Annotated in this window: 22 protein-coding genes; 11 read left to right on the top strand and 11 right to left on the bottom strand. The window is 43.4% G+C overall.

Annotated features, from left to right (window positions below; all coding sequences use genetic code 11):
* The first annotated feature begins 51 nt into the window (after window positions 1-51).
* From xerD to thrC, 4 genes are all read left to right on the top strand, one after another.
* Entirely contained in the window at window positions 52-969 is a 918-nt protein-coding gene (gene xerD, locus G0029_RS14625; protein ID WP_078192583.1) for a site-specific tyrosine recombinase XerD, read from the top strand.
* Window positions 970-1,065: 96 nt separating this feature from the next.
* A complete protein-coding gene (locus tag G0029_RS14630; RefSeq protein ID WP_180109851.1) occupies window positions 1,066-1,878 on the top strand; it encodes a DsbC family protein in 813 nt (270 codons plus the stop codon).
* A gap of 130 nt (window positions 1,879-2,008) precedes the next feature.
* Window positions 2,009-3,313, top strand: a complete 1,305-nt coding sequence (locus G0029_RS14635) for a homoserine dehydrogenase (protein ID WP_078192857.1) — start codon at window positions 2,009-2,011, stop codon at window positions 3,311-3,313.
* Window positions 3,314-3,375: 62 nt separating this feature from the next.
* Complete coding sequence (gene thrC / locus G0029_RS14640; protein ID WP_180106773.1) at window positions 3,376-4,515, top strand: threonine synthase; 1,140 nt, start codon at window positions 3,376-3,378, stop codon at window positions 4,513-4,515.
* A 122-nt stretch (window positions 4,516-4,637) separates the two neighbouring features.
* Here thrC and G0029_RS14645 read toward each other — a convergent pair whose 3' ends face one another.
* On the bottom strand, window positions 4,638-5,687 hold the full coding sequence (locus G0029_RS14645; protein ID WP_143221671.1) for a serine hydrolase: 1,050 nt from the start codon (window positions 5,685-5,687) through the stop codon (window positions 4,638-4,640).
* Window positions 5,688-5,899: 212 nt separating this feature from the next.
* Between G0029_RS14645 and G0029_RS14650 the strand changes: the two genes are divergently transcribed.
* The 3 genes from G0029_RS14650 to G0029_RS14660 are packed head-to-tail and all read left to right on the top strand — an operon-like array spanning window position 5,900 to window position 9,570.
* Window positions 5,900-6,535 (top strand): response regulator, encoded by a 636-nt coding sequence (locus G0029_RS14650; protein WP_078189449.1) that lies wholly within the window; start codon window positions 5,900-5,902, stop codon window positions 6,533-6,535.
* A gap of 22 nt (window positions 6,536-6,557) precedes the next feature.
* A complete protein-coding gene (locus G0029_RS14655; protein WP_180059122.1) occupies window positions 6,558-8,123 on the top strand; it encodes a sensor histidine kinase in 1,566 nt (521 codons plus the stop codon).
* A gap of 19 nt (window positions 8,124-8,142) precedes the next feature.
* Complete coding sequence (locus G0029_RS14660) at window positions 8,143-9,570, top strand: sigma-54-dependent transcriptional regulator (protein ID WP_180109852.1); 1,428 nt, start codon at window positions 8,143-8,145, stop codon at window positions 9,568-9,570.
* 22 nt (window positions 9,571-9,592) lie between these two features.
* On the opposite strand, the gene G0029_RS14665 is transcribed toward G0029_RS14660, so the two are convergent.
* The 4 genes from G0029_RS14665 to lptF all read right to left on the bottom strand — a co-directional run bounded on the left by G0029_RS14665 (window position 9,593) and on the right by lptF (window position 14,628).
* Window positions 9,593-10,768, bottom strand: a complete 1,176-nt coding sequence (locus G0029_RS14665; protein ID WP_180035951.1) for a S41 family peptidase — start codon at window positions 10,766-10,768, stop codon at window positions 9,593-9,595.
* A 17-nt stretch (window positions 10,769-10,785) separates the two neighbouring features.
* Complete coding sequence (gene gpmI, locus G0029_RS14670; protein WP_078192590.1) at window positions 10,786-12,333, bottom strand: 2,3-bisphosphoglycerate-independent phosphoglycerate mutase; 1,548 nt, start codon at window positions 12,331-12,333, stop codon at window positions 10,786-10,788.
* A gap of 122 nt (window positions 12,334-12,455) precedes the next feature.
* A complete protein-coding gene (gene lptG / locus G0029_RS14675) occupies window positions 12,456-13,526 on the bottom strand; it encodes an LPS export ABC transporter permease LptG (protein ID WP_180039929.1) in 1,071 nt (356 codons plus the stop codon).
* Window position 13,527: 1 nt separating this feature from the next.
* Window positions 13,528-14,628 carry an LPS export ABC transporter permease LptF gene (gene lptF, locus G0029_RS14680; RefSeq protein ID WP_180022073.1) on the bottom strand — a complete coding sequence of 367 codons (1,101 nt, stop codon included), beginning with the start codon at window positions 14,626-14,628 and terminating at the stop codon, window positions 13,528-13,530.
* 159 nt (window positions 14,629-14,787) lie between these two features.
* Between lptF and G0029_RS14685 the strand changes: the two genes are divergently transcribed.
* The 4 genes from G0029_RS14685 to G0029_RS14700 all read left to right on the top strand — a co-directional run bounded on the left by G0029_RS14685 (window position 14,788) and on the right by G0029_RS14700 (window position 17,675).
* The gene (locus G0029_RS14685) at window positions 14,788-16,236 is read left to right on the top strand and encodes a leucyl aminopeptidase (protein ID WP_180109853.1); all 1,449 of its coding nucleotides are present in this window, start codon (window positions 14,788-14,790) and stop codon (window positions 16,234-16,236) included.
* Window positions 16,229-16,636 (top strand): DNA polymerase III subunit chi, encoded by a 408-nt coding sequence (locus G0029_RS14690; protein WP_078189457.1) that lies wholly within the window; start codon window positions 16,229-16,231, stop codon window positions 16,634-16,636. Before G0029_RS14685 ends, G0029_RS14690 begins: the two co-directional genes overlap by 8 nt.
* Window positions 16,637-16,675: 39 nt before the next feature.
* On the top strand, window positions 16,676-17,314 hold the full coding sequence (locus G0029_RS14695) for a hypothetical protein (protein ID WP_180109854.1): 639 nt from the start codon (window positions 16,676-16,678) through the stop codon (window positions 17,312-17,314).
* Between the two features lie 142 nt (window positions 17,315-17,456).
* Window positions 17,457-17,675: a hypothetical protein gene (locus tag G0029_RS14700; RefSeq protein WP_180055472.1), complete on the top strand. Its 219-nt coding sequence runs from the start codon at window positions 17,457-17,459 to the stop codon at window positions 17,673-17,675.
* A gap of 62 nt (window positions 17,676-17,737) precedes the next feature.
* On the opposite strand, the gene G0029_RS14705 is transcribed toward G0029_RS14700, so the two are convergent.
* From G0029_RS14705 to G0029_RS14730, 6 genes are all read right to left on the bottom strand, one after another.
* Window positions 17,738-18,283: a VTT domain-containing protein gene (locus tag G0029_RS14705; protein ID WP_078189460.1), complete on the bottom strand. Its 546-nt coding sequence runs from the start codon at window positions 18,281-18,283 to the stop codon at window positions 17,738-17,740.
* A 112-nt stretch (window positions 18,284-18,395) separates the two neighbouring features.
* Entirely contained in the window at window positions 18,396-19,055 is a 660-nt protein-coding gene (locus G0029_RS14710; RefSeq protein WP_078192598.1) for a riboflavin synthase, read from the bottom strand.
* A 33-nt stretch (window positions 19,056-19,088) separates the two neighbouring features.
* Window positions 19,089-20,381 carry a DNA adenine methylase gene (locus tag G0029_RS14715; protein WP_078189462.1) on the bottom strand — a complete coding sequence of 431 codons (1,293 nt, stop codon included), beginning with the start codon at window positions 20,379-20,381 and terminating at the stop codon, window positions 19,089-19,091.
* Window positions 20,378-21,481, bottom strand: a complete 1,104-nt coding sequence (gene ribD, locus G0029_RS14720; RefSeq protein WP_180039919.1) for a bifunctional diaminohydroxyphosphoribosylaminopyrimidine deaminase/5-amino-6-(5-phosphoribosylamino)uracil reductase RibD — start codon at window positions 21,479-21,481, stop codon at window positions 20,378-20,380. The genes G0029_RS14715 and ribD overlap by 4 nt, the downstream gene beginning before the upstream one ends.
* 36 nt (window positions 21,482-21,517) lie before the next feature.
* On the bottom strand, window positions 21,518-21,976 hold the full coding sequence (gene nrdR, locus G0029_RS14725; protein ID WP_067763170.1) for a transcriptional regulator NrdR: 459 nt from the start codon (window positions 21,974-21,976) through the stop codon (window positions 21,518-21,520).
* Between the two features lie 138 nt (window positions 21,977-22,114).
* Window positions 22,115-23,521, bottom strand: a complete 1,407-nt coding sequence (locus G0029_RS14730) for an ammonium transporter (RefSeq protein WP_180109855.1) — start codon at window positions 23,519-23,521, stop codon at window positions 22,115-22,117.
* Between the last annotated feature and the right edge of the window lie 5 nt (window positions 23,522-23,526).

Raw genomic sequence — 23,526 nt, forward strand, 5'->3', positions numbered from 1 at the left:
TTGCATTAAACCATTGTGATTTCTTGGTTTAATTTCGAAAATGAGCGGCACATGTTAAATAAAAAACCACGTATTCCAACCCCAGTCCAAATTCCAGAATCACTCAGTTTTTTACACGGATATCGTGATGATTTAATAGCTCAAACCGTCAGTCCACATACACGAAATGCATATTTATCTGATTTAATTCAATGCAGTGAGTGTCATACGCATGTCATGACTGATTGGAGCAGTGACGACATTTCAGATGTCTTGCTTAGCCTGACGAAACAAGGAAAAAGCCCTCGCTCGATCGCCCGCTCACTTTCTGCACTGCGTTCATTTTTCAAGTTCTTGCGTGAACAAAAAATACGCAGCGACAATCCTGTTGCAATCCATAAAACACCCAAATTGGGTCGTGCCCTACCAAAGGATTTATCTGAAGCAGATGTTGAAGCCCTGATTAATGCCCCAGACCTCAACACCGCATTGGGTCTACGTGATCGTGCCATGCTCGAAGTGCTGTATGCCTGTGGTTTACGTGTCTCTGAGTTATTAAATTTAAGATTAGAACTGATCAATCTTAAACAAGGCTATTTACGAATTACCGGTAAAGGCAATAAAGAACGCTTAGTTCCTTTAGGTCAAATGGCGGTGGAATGGATCGAGAAGTATTTAGCTGAAGCACGTCCCGTCTTATACAAAAGCGCAACCGATGCTTTATTTCTCACTCAACTCGGTGGAATGATGAGTCGCCAAAACTTTTGGTACGCGATTAAACGCTATGCGCTCATTGCAGGCATTCAAGCCGAATTATCACCACATACCTTACGCCACGCCTTTGCCACGCATTTGCTCAACCACGGTGCCGACTTACGTGTCGTGCAGATGCTGCTCGGCCACAGTGACTTGTCTACCACGCAAATTTATACCCATGTCGCGCAGATTCGTATGCAAAAATTACATGCAGACTATCATCCGAGAGCTTAACGGCAGGAAATATCAGACCAAGAAGTTCTATTGTGCCCGATATTTTTTGCTATGCTTACTCACCTGTTTGATAAAGCTAAAAGAAAAGGGTTGTTTATGTTATTTACCCGTTCAAAAATTTTTCTCGCATCGACACTTGTTGCCAGTATGGCGTTAGTGGCTTGTTCTAATTCAAATAATGACGAAAAGAAAGATGCGACATTAACGGCAAGTACGCCTGCAACTGGTGAAGCTTCGAATTTATCTGAACGTAATGCTCAGCAGCGTTTAATTGATACTTTGCAATCCAATCTGCAAAAAGCCAATATCAATGCCAAAGTCACTGGGGTGAAAGCGACTGAAGTTCCTAATTTGTTTTGGGTAAGCTTTGAAGGCATGCCTGCGGTCTATGCTACAGCTGATGGTAAATACATTTTCCAAGGCGACGTGGTTCGTTTAGGTGAAAAGCAACTCTTTAATGTAGGCGATACCCTACAAGCAGAAGCCAACAAAAAATTATTTGATCAATTAAAAACTGAAGACCTACTGATCTATAAAGCCAAAGGTAAAACCAAACACGTGGTTTATGTGTTTACCGATGTTAGCTGTCCTTATTGCCATAAATTACATGAACAAATGGATGATATTAATGCCCGTGGCATTGAAGTCCGTTATATCGCTTGGCCACGTGGTGAACAACACATGCCAATGATGGAAACTATCTGGTGTAGCAAAGACCGTCGTGCCGCATTTGATAAAGCCATTGCCGGTGAGCAAATCGAGCCTGCATCATGTCAAAACCCTGTGCGCAGCATGTATGAAATGGGTCTAAATATTGGTGTGAATGGTACGCCAGCGATCTATAACGCAGAAGGCAAACACATCGGTGCTTACATGTCGGTTTCCGAACTTGAAAGTGCGCTTAAATAACTAATTTTTATAGGCTAAATGAATGTTTTTTATGGGTAGGAATAAAGTGATTTCTACCCTAGAGTCCGAACGTTTTTTTAGCTATGATCTAAACTCACTTAAAGCAATGATGAAATAAATGGAGTGTGACGTGAAACCAGTTCGTCTGGCAATCCTCGGTCTTGGTACTGTGGGTGGTGGTGCCCTTAAACTACTAAAAGAAAATGCTGCTGAGATTAAACGTCGCACCGGTCGTGAAATTGAAATTACCCATGTGGGTACGCGTCGCCCTCGTCCTGATTTAGAACTGCCTGCTTCAGTGAAGCAAAGTGCTGATTTATTGGATATCGTCCGTCAACCCGATGTAGACGTTGTAGTTGAAGTTATGGGCGGCATTCACCCTGCGTATGAAGTGATTCGTGAAGCAATCGTTCATGGCAAACAAGTGGTCACAGCCAACAAAGCTTTATTAGCTGAACACGGTAATGAATTATTTAAATTGGCCGATGATCATCACGTTCAGATTGCTTATGAAGCAGCTGTCGCAGGTGGTATCCCAATTATTAAAGTCCTCCGTGAGGGTTTGGCAGCCAATAAAATTGACTGGCTTGCAGGTATCATTAACGGTACCGGTAACTTTATCCTGACTGAAATGCGTGAAAAAGGTCGTGCCTTTGCAGACGTTCTCAAAGAAGCGCAAGAACTCGGTTATGCAGAAGCAGATCCAACATTCGACGTCGAAGGGATCGATGCGGCGCACAAGTTAACATTGCTGGCTTCTATTGCTTTTGGTATCCCACTCCAATTTGACAAAGTCTTCACTGAAGGCATCAGCAAAGTTACTGCGCAAGATGTCAAATATGCTGAGGACCTTGGTTTCCGTATTAAACATTTAGGTATTGCACGTCGTGCTGCAACAGGCATTGAGCTTCGTGTACATCCAACGCTGATCCCTGAAGACCAACTGATTGCCAATGTAAATGGCGTTAAAAATGCCGTATTGGTTCAAGCCAATGCCGTTGGTCCAACGCTTTACTATGGCGCAGGCGCAGGTGCAGGCCCGACCGCATCAGCGGTGGTTGCTGATGTTGTCGATATTGTCCGTGACATCTCATATACTGAAGATGGTGCTGGCACAATTCCACAGCTTGCGTTTGAAGCCCTAACTGATTTACCAATTCTTCCACGTGAAGAAATGACTACTGGATACTACATCCGTATTAATGCCGAAGATCAAACTGGCGTTCTTGCTGATGTGACGACTATTTTAAGCCGTGCAGGAATCAGCATTGATGCGATCATGCAACAGCCGCGCTTAAAAGACCTTATTCCTATCGTGATTCTGACTGATCCAGTTAAAGAATCTAAAATGGATGAAGCCCTTCAACAAATTCAAGCATTGCCTGTCATTCATGGCGAAATTGTACGAATTCGTTTAGAATCGCTTGATAATTAATCGGGTCGAGGGGAATATTTCAGTTCCTCTCGCCAAGCTCTACACACAATTGGAACATCATCATGTCTAATGCCAATCGTTATACTGGTTTAGTTGACCGCTATCGCGACCGTTTACCCGTATCTGCAACTACTCGCGCAATTTCTTTGGGCGAAGGTAATACGCCACTGATTAAGCTTGAGAACATTCCACGCATTATTGGCAAAAATGTTGAAATTTATGTGAAGTACGAGGGCTTAAACCCGACTGGTTCATTTAAAGACCGTGGTATGACCATGGCTGTAACAAAAGCAGTTGAAGAAGGCTCTAAAGCAATTATCTGTGCATCTACAGGTAATACATCTGCTGCAGCGGCTGCTTATGCTTCACGTGCAGGCATTAAAGCATTTGTGCTCATCCCAGAAGGCAAAATTGCCATGGGTAAAATGGCACAAGCGATGATGTATGGCGCGGTAACAATGCAAATTCACGGTAACTTCGATGACGGTATGCGTCTTGTAAAAGAAGTTGCAGATCAAGCACCAGTTACGATTGTAAACTCAATCAACCCATATCGTCTGCAAGGTCAAAAAACCATTGCTTACGAAATCGTTGACGAATTAGGTCGTGCGCCAGATTACCACTGCTTACCTGTAGGTAATGCGGGTAACATTACAGCACACTGGATGGGTTATACCGAAGCTGTGGCGAATCAGCCTAAAGAAGAATTTGTACAAGTCGTTTATGATCCTGAAACTGATCAATTCACAGGTCCAAAACCTGCGGGTCTACCAACAATGGTGGGTTACCAAGCTGCTGGCGCGGCACCATTCCTACGCGGTGCACCTGTAGAAAACCCTGAAACAGTAGCAACTGCAATCCGTATCGGTAACCCACAAAGCTGGAACCATGCTAAAGCAGTAGTCCGCGATTCAGAAGGCTGGTTCGATGAACTCCAAGATGCTGAAATCTTAGAAGCACAGCGTCTACTGTCTATGTACGAAGGTGTATTCGTAGAACCTGCTTCTGCAGCGTCTATCGGTGGTGCGATTCGTGACATTAAAGCAGGTAAAATTGCTGAAGGTTCTGTGATCGTATGTACTGTGACAGGTAACGGTTTAAAAGATCCTGACACTGCCATCAAGCAATGCCAAGATGCAGTAATGTTGTCGATTGATGCAACTATGGATCAAGTTCGCGATTCAATTCTGTCAAATATGTAATTCATATGCTGACTAAATAAAAAAGCCCTGCTCTTGCAGGGCTTTTTATATCTTGCATTCACTTCAGCATTTAAACGTTGAGTAAATCCAAATACTGAAAGAATGAAAAATCTGAAATCTTATTAAATACGTTTTGGTAACTGGCTCGCCCAATTCATTAAACGTGTCGCATCATTGGTTCGTGCAACTGAAGAATCCGCACCCAATAACACCACTACCGCTGGACGGTTATTCAATGTGGTATGCATCACTACACAGCGCCCTGCTTCATTAATAAATCCAGTTTTTGAAATATTAATATTCCAACCACCATTACGCACTAAAGCATTAGTATTGTTTGATTTCAACACGCGGTAGCCCAAATTAAAGTCATAACTTGGTGTGGTTGAAAATTGACGAATCAAACCATACTGCGAAGCGGTATTCACCAAAATACCTAAGTCACGTGCCGAAGCGACATTGCCTGGGTGCAAGCCAGTCGATTCTACATAATGAGTCGAGTTCATCCCTAATGAGCGTGCTTTCGCATTCATCGCTGCAATAAATGCAGAACGACCACCTGGATAAGTACGTGCTAATGCCGAAGCCGCTGGATTTTCAGACTTCATTAAAGCAAACAGCAATGCTTCTGCGCGGTTCATACTGTCGCCAGCACGAAGTGTTGAACTTGAGCTTTTACAACCTGAACATGAGAAATCAGACTGTTGTAAGGTAATCTTTTCAGACATGTTTAATCGGGCATCTGAAATCACTACTGCTGTCATGAGTTTAGTAATCGATGCAATCGGTAAAGCGGTATTGCTATTTTTGCTATATAGCACTTCACCAGTTTGACCATCCATAACCAGTGCTGCACGCGCATTTACAGAGGGCTGTCCTGCGTATTGATTGGTATCAATAATACGGACCGTTTTCGATGGTGCTGTCTGTACCACACCGCCTGTACTACGTACAGAAGTAGTCACTTTCGTTGACCCTTGAGGAGATGGCTCTTCAGCGCTATAAGACACGTCACCGTTGAGTAACTGGTTTGCATCTTCAGATGACCAGCTAATATTTGACTGCTGATTTGCAGCACTATTCATCACAATTTCAGCAGAACTGAAACTGCTCATACTGAATAAAATTGACATGCCCAAAACGTGCATGAAGGATTTATTTAATTTTTTCACCATTGCTCACTCAACTCAGGATACTAAACATTTGCGCAAGACCAGCAATATGCCGTACATTGGTCACAACTACGAACATTTTTTGCTCACACATTGTGTATGAAGTTTTTCATTTCATATAAGAATAGGATTGCTAATTTTGTCGTTTCATTGCAAGCTTATTTTGCTTTATGTAACAAAAAAAACAGATTTTGATTTGAGGGAGAGTGTAGGTGATCACAGTTTTGGTGGTAGATGACCATGAATTAGTCCGTACTGGTATTTGCCGTATGCTCGAAGACCATGCAGATGTCCAAGTCATTGGACAAGCCGAATCGGGTGAAGATGCGATTACACTTGTTCGCCAACACCATCCAAATGTCGTTCTATTAGATGTCAATATGCCGGGGATCGGAGGTGTAGAAACCACACGTCGCCTACTTCAAACAGCGCCAGATACAAAAGTCCTCGCAGTCAGTGGACTTGCTGAAGAACCCTACCCGTCTTTATTGTTAAAAGCAGGTGCCAAAGGCTATATCACCAAAGGTGCACCAGTTACTGAAATGGTCCGTGCGATTAATAAAGTGATGCAAGGTGGCAAATATTTCAGTGCAGACATTGCGGAACAACTGGCTAGCTCATATTTGTCTGATACACAACAATCACCTTTTGACGCCCTGTCTGAGCGTGAAATGCAAGTTGCCATGATGGTGGTCAATTGTATTAGCGCACAAGAAATTTCCGATAAATTATTCGTTAGCGTTAAAACAGTGAACACCTACCGTTACCGCATTTTTGAAAAACTGAATATTGATAGTGATGTCAAACTAACTCACTTGGCGATTCGCTACGGGTTAATCAAACCTTAACACAACGTACATCCTGTTACTTATGACACAGCGTTCAATCCATAGTGAATTGAACCAGTATCATTTGGGCCTTTGGTACAGTGCTTATCGCTTTATCATCAGTGCCTGTCTGTTACTGGTCTTTTTACTGACCTACACTCAATTCAGTTCAGATTATGAATACCCACGTTTATACCTATATGTATTGACGATTTATTTGCTGTTTACCAGCATTCAATTCATGTCACTTGGACGTTTCAAAGTCCGGATCCCAAACCAGTTACTACTGTTATTCATTGTAGATGTCATTTCGCTGAGCTTACTGACCTTAGCCATCGATGGACCTAATTTACATTTGAGTTTGCTGTTTGTGATTACGATTTTTGCAGCATCCCTGTTATTAGATGCCCAAAAAGCTTTGGTCATCACCCTCATCGCTGTGATTTGCGTGGTGTATCAACTGTTTTTAGGTTCAATTCTTGAATTTACCTCACTCAAAAATTTAACCAACAGTGCGATTTTGGCTTTTTTATTTTGTGTGGTGTATGGCAGTGCGCAAATTGCCGTGAAACGTTTCCAATTACTAGAAAATCTGAATTTTTCGCAATCCTTAGAGCTCCATCGACTACAAAACATTAACCGCTATATCTTGGAGCAGATTGATACGGGCTATTTGGTGTTGGATGAAAACTGTCATGTGGTGCTGAGTAATCCTGCTGCTTGCCATTTACTCGGCATGCCAAATTCTTATCATCATGACCAATATCCGCTGTATACCACGCAGCCAGATTTATTTGAATTACTCAAATTTGAAGATTTAAAAAGCGGTGAAAAATTCCAATTTGAATCCCAACAAAGCCAATACCACATTCAGGTACTCGTACAAAAACTCGTTGTGCCGCATCAAATGCTGACCTTGCTGATTTTACAAGATGCACAAAAACTCAATCAGCAAGTGCAACAACTAAAATTAGCCGCTTTAGGGCAACTCTCCGCCAGTATTGCTCACGAAATTCGTAATCCTTTAGCGGCAATTGTGCATGCCAATGATTTATATCCGCAAAGTGATACCGAACAACAGCACATGTTGAATCATATGATTTCACGTCAAGCGGTGCGGATTGACCGGATTATTCAAGACACCCTAAATATGGTGCGCAATAAGGAAACCCATCCGACTCGTCTGAATCTAGAAAAATTTTTACCGTTGTTCCTGCAAGAAGATCTGGCAGATATTCAACAGAACATTCGGCTCAATGTACAAGCCAAAACTTTGATCGATTTTGATGAGGCACAGTTCAGACAAATTTTAATCAACCTAATTCGTAATGCGATTCGCCATAACAATCCGGACATGTCGTATATCGAAGTGGTGGCGCGTACGGATCAGAAAAAAGTCCAGATCGATGTCCGAGATTTCGGTCATGGGGTTGCTTTACAAAACCGCGCACAGTTATTTCAGCCATTTTTTAGTACCGAAATCACTGGAACTGGTTTAGGATTATATCTTGCTCATAGCTTCTGTGAAGCGAATCAAGCACAGCTTTCCTATGTAGAACAAAAACAGGGAGCTTGCTTTAGGATTGAGTGCTTACAAGCTGTTATTTAATTGTTTTTAGGGGGAAACTGTGGATTCACAACCACTGGTATTATTAGTTGATGACGAAGAAGACTTATGTATGCTAATGCAAATGTCTTTATCAAGGATGGGGGTTAAAACGCATGTTGCACATCGCCTCGACGAAGCTAAAAAAGCCTTGTCTACCTATAGCTACGATGCCTGCCTAACCGATCTCAACTTACCCGATGGTAATGGTCTACAGCTCTTAGATTGGATGAATGAACACTGTCCTACCCTGCCCGTTGCTGTGCTAACAGCCTATGGCAACATGGACATTGCCATTGCCGCATTAAAGGCGGGAGCATTCGATTTTGTCAGCAAACCGATCAATCCCAAACATCTTGAACAACTGCTACAAAAAGCCCTGAATAAGCCTTTGGCCGAAGACATTACTTCGCAAGATGCTTTAGAACATAAAATGTTGATTGGTGAATCATTTCCAATCCAGCAATTGCGTCGAACCTTAAAGAAAATTGCACGTTCGCAAGCACCTGTTTTTATTACGGGTGAATCTGGTACGGGTAAAGAGGTCGTGGCCAATCTGGTTCACCGTTTAAGCAACCGTAATGAAGGGCCTTTTATTGCCATTAACTGCGGGGCAATTCCCACAGAGTTAATGGAAAGTGAACTTTTTGGCCATAAAAAAGGCAGCTTTAGTGGTGCCACCCAAGACAAACAAGGTCTGATTCAATCTGCACATGGCGGTAGCTTATTTCTGGATGAAATTGCCGAATTACCTTTAGCCATGCAAGTTAAACTGCTACGCGCTGTACAGGAAAAACGGATACGTCCTGTGGGTTCAGACTGTGAAATTGATGTCGACTTCCGTGTGATCAGTGCCAGCCATCAGGACTTAGAAGCACTCGTACAACAAGGTCGCTTCCGCCAAGACTTATTCTTCCGCATCCATGTGATGGATTTAGTGCTGCCTGCCTTACGTGAACGTGGCGACGATATCCTCTTATTGGCGCAACATTTTATTCAAAAAATTAGCCATGAATGGGAAATTGCTACCAAGCCTCTAACTGAACGTGCGAAGAGTTTCCTGCTCAGCCAATATTATCCAGGTAATGTTCGCGAACTCCGCAATATTATCGAACGTGCTATGACCCTCTGCGATGATGAGCAAATTGATCTTCAACATCTGCAAAGTGCGCCATTAAGACAACCGAGTGCTCAGTTCAATTCCTATCCAACAATGAATGATTCTGCTCAGTTGGGTGCAAACAGCAACGAACAGAGTGTGGTCCCTCGCAAACTGCCTGAAGAAGGTTTAGAACTCTTTTTAGAAAATATCGAAAAAGAAGTGCTCATGAATGCGTTGAATCTCACCCACTGGAACAGAACACTTGCCGCCAAAAAATTAGGCATGTCATTCCGCTCATTGCGCTATCGTTTGAAAAAATTCGGCTTAGATACCGAAGACGAAGAGTAAAAGCTTTCCAGCGTATTGCTGTTTATTTTTGATTCAGCAATAACTCTGCAACATGATCGACATAGTGGTCTTCACGTGCATCATGTTGCAGCGGATAGTTATAGTCTGGCTGCACCCCAATTCCTTCAATCATTTTGCCATTCGGCGTCAGATATTGTGATACGGTCATCTGTAAGGCTGCACCATTACTCAATGGAAATAGCTTTTGAACCACACCTTTACCATAACTTTTCTCACCCGCTACCCATGCACGTTTATGCTCTTTTAAGGCTGCGGTAAAGACCTCTGCGGCAGAAGCAGAACGATTGTTGATTAAGATGCCGACTTTCATATTTTGAAATTCAAAACTTGGTAAAGCCTGAAATTGTTGGTCACCCTCAGATCGACTTCGTGTCGACACAATAATGCCCTGATTCAAAAATAAATCGGCAGACTCTACTGCTGCGGACAGTAACCCCCCAGGGTTATTTCTTAAATCAAACAATACCGCTTTGACACGCGAACCATGACTTTCAATCAAACGCTTTATTTCATTGGCTGTATCTTGTTGAAAAACTTTAACGTGTAAAACTAAAACCTGATTATTTAATAATTTAGATTCTATATCTGTTTCAACTTTAGTGTTTCTGACCAAATTGATCGGTTGACTTGCAGTTATCAACTGTAGATTCAGCGTCGAGCCGATACTGCCGGTAAGCAGGTGTCGCACTTGATCTTGATTGAGTTTTTTGAGTTCTTGATCATCAATTTTAAACACCGCTGCGCCATTTTTCAGACCTAGCTTCGCTGAATCGGCATCAGGCTTTAAATTGGTGATGACCCATTGCTGTAAACCTACATCAAAGCGCAAATTGAAATCGACACTCGCAATATCCCCTTCGGTGTATTGCAAAAGCTGCTTATAGTCTTCAGGTGAAAGATATCGTGAATAACGGTCTAAACCACTGACCATGCCTTTGATGGCTTGTTGGAATAATGCATCGTCATTTTTTTCAACTACATAATTTTCTTTGACAATGCCATAGATTTGAACAAATTGTTGGATCGATTCGACAGGTACTTCGGCATAACTTTGTTCATAGCTGCCATCAAACTCATCGAAAGCCGACTTTGCTTTATCGGCTCCCCATGTCGAATGACTAGAACACAGCAGCAAGGCTGTAAGGCTTACAACTGACGTCCAGTGTGCTTTAGTCATTCATGCTTCCTTACATTTTAAGCTTCAAGAGTAATCAAGTTACGACCTTGCATTTCTGTTGGTACAGGAATGTGCATAAGCGTTAAAAGTGTCGGTGCTACGTCAGCCAAAACACCACCTTCTGCAATTGTTGCATTGGTCGGGCCAACATAGATAAACGGCACAAGTTCAGTGGTATGTTGAGTATGCACCTGACCACTTTGGTAATCTTGCATTTGCTCTACGTTACCATGATCGGCGGTCACTAACATGTGACCTTTATTTGCCATCACAGCTTCATATACACGACCTAAGCACGTGTCTACGGCCTCAACTGCTTTGACTGCTGCATCAAACACACCAGTATGACCAACCATATCACCATTGGCATAGTTCACCACGAGTAAGTCGTACTCACCTGAGTTAATTGCGGCAACCAACTCATCAGTGACTTCATAAGCACTCATTTCTGGTTTTAAGTCATAAGTCGCAACGTTTGGTGATGGAATTAAAATACGTTTTTCACCCGGATATTCATCTTCACGACCACCACTGAAGAAGAAAGTAACGTGTGCATATTTTTCAGTTTCAGCAATACGCAGTTGTGTTTTACCCAAATTAGACAGGTATTCACCAATCGAGTTATGCAACGCTTCTGGCATATAAGCCACAGGTGCATCAATTGTTGCTTGGTAACGTGTCAACATGACAAATTTTGATAAAGCGGGAACCACTTTACGTTCAAAACCTGCAAAATCTTTTTCCACAAAAGCTTTGGTAATTTCACGCGCACGGTCAGCACGGAAGTTCATGAAGACAACGCTATCACCATCTTGGATCGGTGCTAAATCACCAATACGCGTCGCTTTCACAAATTCATCTGATTCTTCAGCAGCATAAGCCTGCTCTAGACCTTCAACAGCAGTCGCTGCTGTACGCACTGCTTCACCTTCAGTTAAAAGACGATAGGCTTGCTCAACACGATCCCAACGGTTGTCACGATCCATTGCAAAGTAGCGACCAATCATGGTGGCAATACGACCTTGACCCGGATACTGAGCAAACAGTGCATCTAATTTTTCAAGCGAAGGTTGTGCACTTTTTGGCGGTGTATCACGACCATCAAGGAATGCATGAAGATAAACTTTTGCACCGCGTTTTAATGCCAATTCAGCCATCGCCACAATGTGATCTTCATGTGAATGCACGCCACCTTCAGACAATAAGCCCATGATGTGCACTGCACCATTGGCAGCTTTGGCTTTTTCAACCGCATCAACTAAAACATCATGTTCAAAGAATGCACCGGTACGAATATCTTTGGTAATACGAGTAAAGTCTTGATACAGCACACGTCCTGCACCAAGGTTCATGTGGCCCACTTCAGAGTTACCCATTTGTCCATCAGGTAAACCAACGTCTTCGCCAGAGCCTGAAATCAATCCATGCGGATGCTTTTCCTGCATTGCAGTCAAGTTAGGTCGTTTTGCTGCTAAAAAGGCATTGTCCTCGACCGCTTCGCGATGACCCACACCATCCATAATTACCAATACGTGTGGGATTTTGCCAGCAGTTGCATCCGTCATAATGAACACTCTTTCGTTTATAAATTAATCATACTATCTTACCGAATTTTCGGTGAAGACTCTATGTGACAACCATGGTTTATCTAGGTCATCAACATTGTTTTACTCAATCTTGCATGCACTTAACGTGCGCGGTGCAGCAGATAGCCACCCGCTACAAACATCAAAATAATTGGTATAAAGACGAACCATGCAGGCGATGGTGCGTACACCAAACTTGCATAACCTAAGAAATCTTGTAAGTAGTAAAAGCCCAGTCCAGCAAATAAGGCAATCACCAAGCGGAAACCCATCGACTGTTGACGTAAAGGTCCAAAAATAAAAGAACACGCGATCACCACCAAGGCAATTAAAGCAAAGGGTGAACCAAACTTTTGCCAAAACGCCAATTGGTAAGTCTTCGGGACTTGGCTATATTCATGCATATAGCTCATAAAGCTCACCAATTGACTCGGTGATAGGTCTTCAGGATCAATGGTAACCATATGCACATATTTGGGTTGCAAGGCCAATGAAAGCGGCTGTTCAGCATTTTGCTTCGCCACGGCATCACCCGTCGCTAAGAGATCGACTTGGGTTGAATTTTGCAGCGACCAAGAGCCATTTTTGACAAAATTCCCTTGCTCCGCATCCAAAGTGCCTCGCAAACGATATTTTTCATCAAAATCAACAACCTGAACATCTTTAATTTGACCTTGTGAATTGGCATAGTCAATATAAATAAAGCGCTGGCCTTCACGTGACCAATAGCCTTTGACTTCGCCCAGTTCAGCCGCAGTGCGGTGACTTTTGACGCTTTTGGCTTGTTCATTGGTATAGGGAATGACCCATTCGCTTAATGCAAAGGATAAAACCACCAAAATGAGTGCCGAACGAATCACCCAGCCCACAATCCGCCAAAGGCTGATGCCGACCGAACGCATCACAATCAATTCACTGTTTGAAGCTAGAGTCCCTAAACCCAGTACCGCTCCAATCAAGGCTGAAATTGGTAAAATTTCATATAAATAATTCGGTGAACTCCATAACACATACTGCAAAGCATTCCATGCGTTATAGCCTTCTTTCAGCGAGCCCAATTCACCTAAATAAGTAAAAAGCACTTGTAAGCCAGCCAATACCGCGGTCGCACCAAGCATGGCTAAAGCAGTAGTTTTGGTCACATGTTTTGCAACTATACGACGTGCCAACATTTTAAGACCTCACTCGCTGAATTTGTTTCTTAATTTTGGGCGCTAATTTTTGTTTACGCGAGAACAATGCTGCTGCAATACCGTAAATCACTAAGACCAGTGGATAAGCCCAAATCCCCATTTCATCTTTACTGATTCGCGTTTTGATCGCCATTAAAGCTACGATTAAACTGGCAAAAATAAGTAAGGCTGGGAACAGTTTTAGGTAACGCCCTTGACGAGGACTTACCTCAGACAAAGCAGTGGCAAGCAATAACGCCACCAAAATAGCGAACGGCACAAAGATTCGCCAACCAAGTTCACTGGCAACCACAGGATCATGACGGTTATCCCATAACTTCGAGGTTGGTAAAGCTTCTACTTCGGTACTTTCAAATTTTGCTTCTTTATCATTTTCTAAACGTAAACGATAACTTTGGAATTCAGCTTGAGAATAACGCGGTTGCCCCGGATAGATTTCGTAACGGCGGCCTTCAACTAAATCAACCACATTGGCATTGTCATCGGGCACTTCGACGCGGGTCGCTTCTTTTGCCAAAATAATGACATCAGGCTTGCCCTCTTTTTCTGCACGCTGATAGAAGAAAATATCTTTTAAGTTTTTACGGTCTTCTGACAAGTCCCCTGCATAAATGGTATAGGGCCCAGAGGAAATAAACTCTTTCGGTCGAACCAAATCAAAGCCAGTTCGTACAGCTTGTGAAGTCGTTAATGCTTCAAACTGACGGATGCCCCAAGGTGACGCCCACAGCATCAAAAATGCTTGAACAGCCATAAAGACCACGGTCATCGGCACCAATAAACGTGACAATTGATTACGACTGACACCACTACCATTGAGCACAGCCATTTCATGATCGACATACAGACGACCAAAGACCAACATCAGACCAATAAAGAAACCGAGCGGAAGAATTAAGGTTAAAAATTCAGGCAAACGGTAGCCAATGATGCTAAATAAAATACTTGCATCTAAACGGCCCTGAGCCGCCACACCAAAGTACTTGATCAAACGACCACCCATCATGATCAAGGTCAATAAGGCAATCACAACCAGTGATGTCGACACCACTTGCTTGACCAGATAACGCCGAATAATCAAATTAATTCTTCCAAAAATAGGGCCAATAAAAACTAGCGTTAGTTTACCCGAATGTAGAAAATATAAAACCTATACCCTTGTTGCTCATTGAAACTCTATTCATATAAATGTTTCAATGGTTTAATGGTTTATAAATTTAAAAAGGCATAAATACCGCACATGAAACTTTCTATTAATACGTCATTCCAAGCGAATGCGTCCAGCCAATATTTATTGATATTAGTAGATTCTGAGTACGTTAAAAATGCAGCTACTTCATATCAAATCAATGATTTAGATAATTTAATTGACGCGACTCAATTTAAAGCGGCACTCAATGAAAGCCTGCCTTTGGTGGCGAACATTGCCGCTTGTCGCAATAGCGCACTTTTAGGCCTCGGCAAAGTTGCTGAATTACAGGTCAATAAATTTGCAAAAATTGCACAAACCATTATTAAAGCGTCACAAAAAAAATTCAAACAGATCAGTGTCGATATCTCTGCCCTACCACAAGAACAACATTATTTATTTGCACTTAGCCTGACGCAAGCGGCTTATGCCTTTGATGAATACAAGTCTAAGAAAAATGAATTTGTTTTGGAGCAGATCCATTTAATCGCTGCTGAAAGTCCATTAACCACTGCACAGCTTGACTTAATTTCTGCAGTACAATCAGGTCAAAGTTTTACCCGTGACCTAGGTAACCGTCCGGGCAATATCTGTTTCCCTGAATATTTAGCCGAACAAGCTCAAGCGCTTGCAGCTGAATTTCCGGATCAACTCAAAGTGACTGTACTCGATGAACAGCAAATGGCTGATCTCGGTATGGGTGCTTTCCTTGCTGTGAGCAAAGGTTCTGACCGTCCAGGCCGTATTATTACCATCGAATACCTTTCAAACCGTGAAGAAGCACCTGTGGTGCTTGTTGGTAAAGGCGTGACTTTTGATACGGGTGGTATCTCACTTAAACCGGGTGCTGGCATGGACGAAATGAAATTCGACATGTGCGGTTCTGCATCAGTTTTGGGTACCATCCGTGCGCTGTGTGAAGCGAAATTACCAATTCATGTTGTCGGCGCAATTGCTGCTGCAGAAAACATGCCGTCTGGTCATGCCACTCGCCCGGGTGACATCGTGACAACCATGAGCGGTCAAACCGTTGAAATTTTAAATACCGATGCCGAAGGTCGTTTGGTTCTGTGCGATACCTTGACCTATGTAAAACGCTTTAACCCTGCACTGGTGATTGATATTGCAACCCTCACTGGTGCATGTGTTGTGGCATTGGGTTCAGTCCTTACTGGTATGTTCACTCCGGATGATGAACTTGCGGCTGAATTGACTGCTGCAGGTCAACATAGCTTTGACCGCGTATGGCGCATGCCCGTAATTGAAGATTATCAAGAACAACTTGATTCTCCATTTGCAGATATTGCCAACATTGGTGGTCCAAAAGCAGGTTCTGTAACAGCTGCATGTTTCCTTCAACGCTTTACGCGTGAATATCGTTGGGCGCATTTAGACATTGCTGGTACTGCATGGAACTCAGGTGCAAATAAAGGCGCAACAGGTCGTCCTGTGCCATTATTAATGCAATTCTTAGCGAATCGTGCTCAAGCGAATGGCTAAAGTTAGCTTTTATTTATTTGAAAAAAGTCCTGAACGACAAGTCGAAAGCACTTGTCGTTTATGCCGTAAGATCCTGCGTCAGCCTGTACGTATTTGGCTACATTGTGCTGACCCAGACTTACAGCAACAACTTGATGAACGCCTGTGGAGTTTCGATCACACAGGTTTCATTCCCCATGGTATCGATCAAGCCGAGGCAACGGTCTGTATTTCTGCCCAATTGCCTGAGCAAGCCGACTGGATTGTGTTTAATTTTAACGATCAAGCACTTGAACAGTTCGCGAGTTTTAGTCACATTATCGAAATTATTGAAAATAACGAACCCGCTAAAATTATCGGGCGTGAAAAATATAAACAATATCGACGTTTGGGCGTTCAACCACAGACCCATAAACTTTAACGTGATATTGGTTTTACCCTATTTGCAAGGAGATGCACCATGGCATTGAATGTCGGTCCAGACTTTAAACAGCGCTGGTTAAAAGTACCTGAAGCTATTCGTCAGACCTTTATTGATGACCTTGGTCGCGTTTGCGATGTACTCAATCCCAGTACAGACATTCAACAATGGCTGGTCAATGACCAACAGCAACAGCAAGTGTCTTTTGACAAAATTGAGTCTGCTTATGAAGATTTGAAAGCACAGCTGATTGAAGATGCTCGTATTCGCAAACAATTGGCTTTAGAAAAAGCCTTAGAAGAAAAACGTGAAGCTGAACAAGCCTATGCAGAACAACTGAGACGCGACGAAGAGTTACGCTTTGCTGCACAAACGCAAGCGCTCACCATGATGCAGCATAATCTTGATCGTGAAGTACAACACTATGCCGCTCGCTATCATAAAAACCCTGAAACGAGTTTAGCGGGATTAAGTCAAAGCTTATCGGTCAGCGAAGGACAGATGTTGTCAGAACTCGAAAGTGTACGCGTGCGTTTGGAACTTGAAGCAGAAACGCAAATCGAGATGGCCGTCAGTGATTTCCGTGCAAAATTGAAAGCAGCCGCACAAGAAGAAATTGACTATATCTTAGAAAACTCTAATTTTTCGACAGAATCTACATCGTCCCAAGCATCTTAAGCTGTCGATCGAAATCTGGTCACTGTCATTAAACTGACATGTATTTGCAACATGATGTTCATATGGCTGAAGCATTGTCCCTCAAAATACAATGCTTCAGGCATCCTAAAAATATAATCATGCATCCAGATGGGAATTCAATATGGACATCATTCACCAGATTACCCAGAAAATATCCTCTCTATCTGCTGGAGAACAATGGGACATTCGTGCCAAAGATCTTTGGCTGAGTCATTCAGACTTTCACAGTATTTCGGTTTATCTCAGCCGAGAATCAGAAAAAGGCGGTTTTAGCATTCAGCACCTGCCCCGCAGCTCGCTTTTTCAAACCCTTGATGTGGTGACCGTTACAAAACACTAAATCGTCATCGACTCCATAAAAAATGCCCACAACTGTGGGCTTTTTTTATGTCTAAGTTTAGCTTAGACCAAATCTGCAACTGCAGAAACAGTATGTCCTAGGAAATAACCGATACCGAGTAGTAATCCAATCCAGATGAAACCACCCAGCACGTTATAGAACATAAATGTACCGAGGCTCATGCGCGCAGACCCAGCGGCAAAAGGCGCAAAAGAACGTACAAAAGGTACAAAGCGTGCGACTAAAATCGTTTTACCGCCATGCTTCATAAAATATTTATTGGTTTTGACCATATATTCGGGCTTAAAGTAACGTGTGTGCTTATTAAAGTACTTAATGCCTAACACGCTGCCCGTATAGTAATTGACGCAGTAGCCCAAGACCGATGCGACAAATAACATCAGCCCCATAGTGTGTAAATGCACCACTTCCGTCGTTGAGCATAATGCGCCGATGGCAAGCAATAGGCTGTCTCCCGGCAGGAAGAACATAAATACTGAACCCGTTTCTGAAAATATCACCAGAAATAAAATGGCATAAATCCACACACCATAATTTTCCAATAACATGGGTAACCACTGTTCCAGATTCAGTAAGAAATCAATCATTATCACCTGTCTGATTATTCATCATATATGTCATTCCGCGACGCATTATCACCAAAAATAAAAAAACAGTCTAATTTTTCAATCAGACTGTTTGGTTTTCTTCGGTATCAACTTATTTCAAGAAGCCATTTTCAGCGAGAAAATCTAAGCTAATTTTAGATTGCGCTGTGGTCTCAGCGGCTTTATCACCAAGCAATAAACGCTCAATATAACGTGCTAAAACATCCACTTCTAAGTTCACTTTAGCCCCAGCCTTCCACGTACCGATATTGGTTCGTTCAGCCGTGTGCGGAATTAAATTTAAGCTCAGCACATTGCCACGTAAATGGTTAATTGTCAGGCTAATACCATCCACGGTCACAGAGCCTTTTTCCGCTAAATAGCGTGCAATTTCTTTCGGTGCGGTCACTTCAAAATAAATAGAACGCGCATCTGAACGAACTTGAGTGATTTCACCCACGGCATCGACATGACCACTGACAATATGTCCACCAAAACGCGTAGTCGGCAACATGGCTTTTTCCACATTCACCGCCTGCCCTGCTTTCCAGTGCTCCAAGGTGGTCCGATTTAAACTTTCACGTGAAACATCGGCTGCATACCAATTACTGCCAAAGTCAATCACGGTTAAGCAAATGCCATTGGTGGCAATAGAATCCCCCAAATGCACATCCGACATGTCTAAATCTGTCTGGATACGTAAGCGGACATCGCCACCCACGTTTTGAATGCTTTCAACTTTACCTAGACTTTCAATAATGCCTGTAAACATGTTCAATCCCTGAAAAATATGGGGCGATGATTTTTACCACAAATCAAGTTGCGTACTCACACCAGAGGTATCGACACCACCCAATTCTGCAAAATGGTGCAATTGACTCAACAACTGACGGATCGGTGGACCTGATTTGGCATGCGTATCCGTGATGACAATAAACTCTAGTACGCGTGCACGTTCAGACTGACGCTGCTTACTCACGCGGTAACGTGGTACATCTTGCGTCAATAAGCTTACTCGGCCACGTTTTAAATTGGCTTGTAACAAATCTGTGGCGCTGATATTACCATCGGTTGAATAGCTCGTCAGGATGTAACGTGCATTGATGGTTTCTAATAATTTTTCATAAGCTTCTTTCGCATGCTTCGAAGAATTATATGGACTTGGACGTTCTTTACGCCATGCACGGTCGATTCCGCTCTTAAAGCCTTTGGTGTCTGGTGTTGGTAAATCCACCTGATCCCATAACGTTAAGGCATTCAACACATGGTAGTTACTGCTGTAAGCGTGCTGGTTATATGGTGGATCGAGATAAGCCACATCTACTTCAAAGCCACTCATTTGATTAGCCAAATGCTGTGCGTCGACACACCACATTTCCGCGGCGGGTTTTTTCGGATCACCAATTTCACAAAAACGACTTGGGGTCAGCCATAACAATGAACCGATACGATCTAAGGCTGCTTGGGTTTTACCACCCCAACCATGATGAAAGCTTTTAAATACACCGCTGGTATTGCTGACAAAACTTGCTGAATACAATAACGGTGCCAACAAAGCACTCATTTCCACATCATCAATCGCGCCTTGAGCCTGCCAAGTTGCAATTTGCTGACGAATCGCATCGATACGCATACCATTACGACGTTTAAAGAATAAACGGTCACGTGCCGGATCGTAGATTTCATCATTACGTGGACACAAGTTATGGGTCACCCAACCTTTAACTTCTGGCAAACGGTTCAGATAATCAATCGCTTTCTGATAGCCACCCAACTCTTTAAAAGCAGGTGCTTCAACGCAAGAGAGAATCGCGCTGTTCAAGGCATGGCTGTAGGGTTCCCAGTCATTGGCAATAACACGATAGCCGTTTTGACGAGCCAACCGTGATACCACACCCGAACCTGCAAAAAAGTCTGCAAATATCGGCGCACGACCATCTTCGCGTTTTAAGGTTCCCGTTTGCTCAAGTGCTTCTAAAATCAGATGTAATAGGCGGCGTTTGTTTCCCAAATAAGGAACCAACTGATGGAAAAGATATTCGTCTGTGGTACGAGCCGCATGACGACGTTTGTGATAAACCGTAGACTCTGAATTCATAGCGTCTCTTGAGAAGGGATTAACCTTAAGCGAATGTCATCACCCAATTGAGTGACATCTTTCAGCTTAAATCGAAGCTGCTCTGCCATGCGGTCAAATTCCGCATTAAACATCGCACGTGCTGACTGACCCAACAAGGTCGGTGCAACATAACTGATCATTTCATCGATCAAATGTTCTTGTAAGAAAGCGGTCGAAAGTGTCGCACCGGCTTCCACAAGGACATCATAAATTTGGAACTGTTGAACGCATGCTGCTAACAGATCGGCCAAAGGCTGAATTTCAAATTGTACCACGCCCAAGTCAGCAAGTTCCTGACGATATGGCCCCATGACCATCACGGTTTCAGGTTGCTGCAATATTTTTGCGCTTAATGGCAAGCGGCCTTGGCGATCTAGCACGATACGTTTCGGCTGAACCACGCTTCGCATATCAACAGCATCATCGAGTTGACGTACGTTGAGTAAGCAATCATCTGCTAATACTGTTTCCATCCCAGTAATCACAGCACCTGATATCGCACGCCAATGCTGTACATCTTGTCGCGCCATTGCACCGGTAATCCATTTAGACTCACCCGAGGCCATGGCAGTACGCCCATCCAGGCTCGATGCGACTTTGAGCCGGACATAAGGCATGCCCGTCGCCATGGCTTTTAAAAAGCCCAAGTTCAATTGATGCGCTTCTGCTTCACAAATACCTGTGATCACTTCAATGCCAGCATCACGTAGGATTTGTACACCTTTACCCGCAACCAATGGATTCGGATCGGGACATGCTACAACGACTTGAGCAACACCTGCTTCTACCAAACCTTTGGCACAAGGTGGCGTACGTCCATAGTGTGCGCAAGGCTCTAAAGTCACATAAGCGGTTGCGCCACGTGCGGCCTCACCTGCATCACGCATTGCAAAGACTTCAGCATGTGGTTGACCCGCTTTGGGATGAAAGCCTTCACCAACCAATTGACCGTCTTTGACAATCACACAGCCCACATTGGGATTGGGACGAGTGCTGTATTGCCCCTGCTGTGCCAATGCAATTGCACGCCGCATCCACTGTTGATGCTGCTGCAAAGTCACTTGATCTAACTCAGACATGTAATCACTCATGATAAAAATGGAAGCAGATGTGCATTAGTGCTCACGCTGCTGCATTTGTTCAATTTGACGACGAAAAGCTTCTACATCTTGGAAGTCTTGGTACACAGAAGCAAAACGTACATAAGCCACATGATCTAAAGCAAACAATGACTGCATGACAATTTCACCAATGGTGCGTGATTTCACATCACGTTCACCCAAACGGCGAATTTGCAATTGAATATCACTGAGTACCGTTTCAATTTGCTCTTGCGTTACTGGACGCTTTTGCAAGGCATGCATGAGCGAGCGGCGTAACTTGGCTTCATCAAAAGGTTCGCTCTTTGAATCAGACTTGATGACACGCGGCATCACCACTTCATAGCTTTCAAAAGTTGTAAAACGTTCACCGCAACTAATACATTCACGGCGGCGGCGTATCTGACAGCCTTCAGCAGCAAGACGTGAGTCAATCACTTTACTGTCTTCAGCGTTGCAAAATGGACAATGCATAGCGGTTAAATTGAACAAATCCGAATGGATTTAGAGTGTAGCAAAAATTTTGAAATTTGTAGAGCTTTACGCTAGATATGGAAAAAAAACAGCCCTTTCGGGCTGTTTTACACAATATATTGATTTACTGTGATCTTATTATTCTACACGTTCGCCATGTTGACTTAAGTCTAGACCCATACGTTCGTCATCAGCTTCAACACGGATGCCAATCACCAGATCAATCACTTTCAAGATAATGAATGTCATCACAGCTGAGTAAGCAATTGTCGCTATTACACCTTCGACTTGAACCCATAATTGATGCATTAAGTTACTCGGTGCATTGTCACCCATGATGAATTCGCTGGCAAAGAATGCTGTAAGGATCGCACCCACGATACCACCGACACCATGTAGACCAAACGCATCCAAAGAGTCATCCGCTTTCAACGCACGTTTCAGTGCAGTAATACCCCAGAAGCAAACCACACCACCAATCAGACCCATCGCTAGAGCGCCGCCAACTGTTACAAAACCAGCCGCAGGTGTAATCACCACAAGACCTGCTACCGCACCAGAAGCACCACCCAAGACAGACGCTTTACCACGAACTACTTTTTCAGTAATTAACCATGCCACTGCTGCTGCCGCTGCTGCAACTTGTGTTACCACCAATGCATAACCAGCCGAACCATTTGCACCCAGTGCAGAACCACCGTTGAAACCGAACCAACCTACCCACACAAGGCTTGCACCGATGACGGTTAAAGTTAGGTTATGTGGTGCCATAGATTCACGGCCAAGCCCCATACGTTTGCCAAGCATGTACGCTGCAACGAGACCCGCAACACCTGAGTTGATGTGAACTACTGTACCACCCGCAAAATCAAGCGCACCGTCGTTACCTAACCAACCACCACCCCATACCCAGTGAGTAATTGGTGCATAAACCACGACACTCCAAATTGCGATAAAAGCAACAAAAGCACCGAATTTCATACGTTCTGCAATCGAACCACTAATAATGGCAACGGTAATGATGGCAAATGTCATTTGGAAAATAACAAAAAGAATCTCTGGAATCGTACCCGTCAACGCTTCTGTAGTGATACCCGACAACATAAATTTGTCTAAGCTACCGATAAAGGCATTGCCTTCACCAAATGCTAAGGTATAACCCACAATCACCCACGTTAAACTCACGACACCCGCAGCAACAAAACTGTGTGCCATGGTGCTGAGTACATTTTTCTTACGGACCATACCGCCGTAAAACAATGCTAAACCGGGAATTGTCATAAGTAGAACAAGTGCAGTGGATACTAAAATCCATGCTGTATCACCTGTATCGAGCTTAGGTTCTTCTTCTGTAGGTGCTGGTTCCGCAGGTGCTGGCGCTGCTTCAACTGGAACTGCAGCTTCTGTTGTATTTAGCGTTGTTGTATTTGCAGTATCAACTACTGTGACTTCTTCTGTAGGTGCTGTTGCGCTTTCTTCAGCCCACGCAACAGAACCACCTAAAAGTGCACTGGACAAGCCGAGTGCAATTAGCATTTTTTTCATTCGTA

The organism is Acinetobacter sp. YH12138 (genome assembly GCF_015218525.1).
GTDB classification, from domain to species: domain Bacteria; phylum Pseudomonadota; class Gammaproteobacteria; order Pseudomonadales; family Moraxellaceae; genus Acinetobacter; species Acinetobacter amyesii.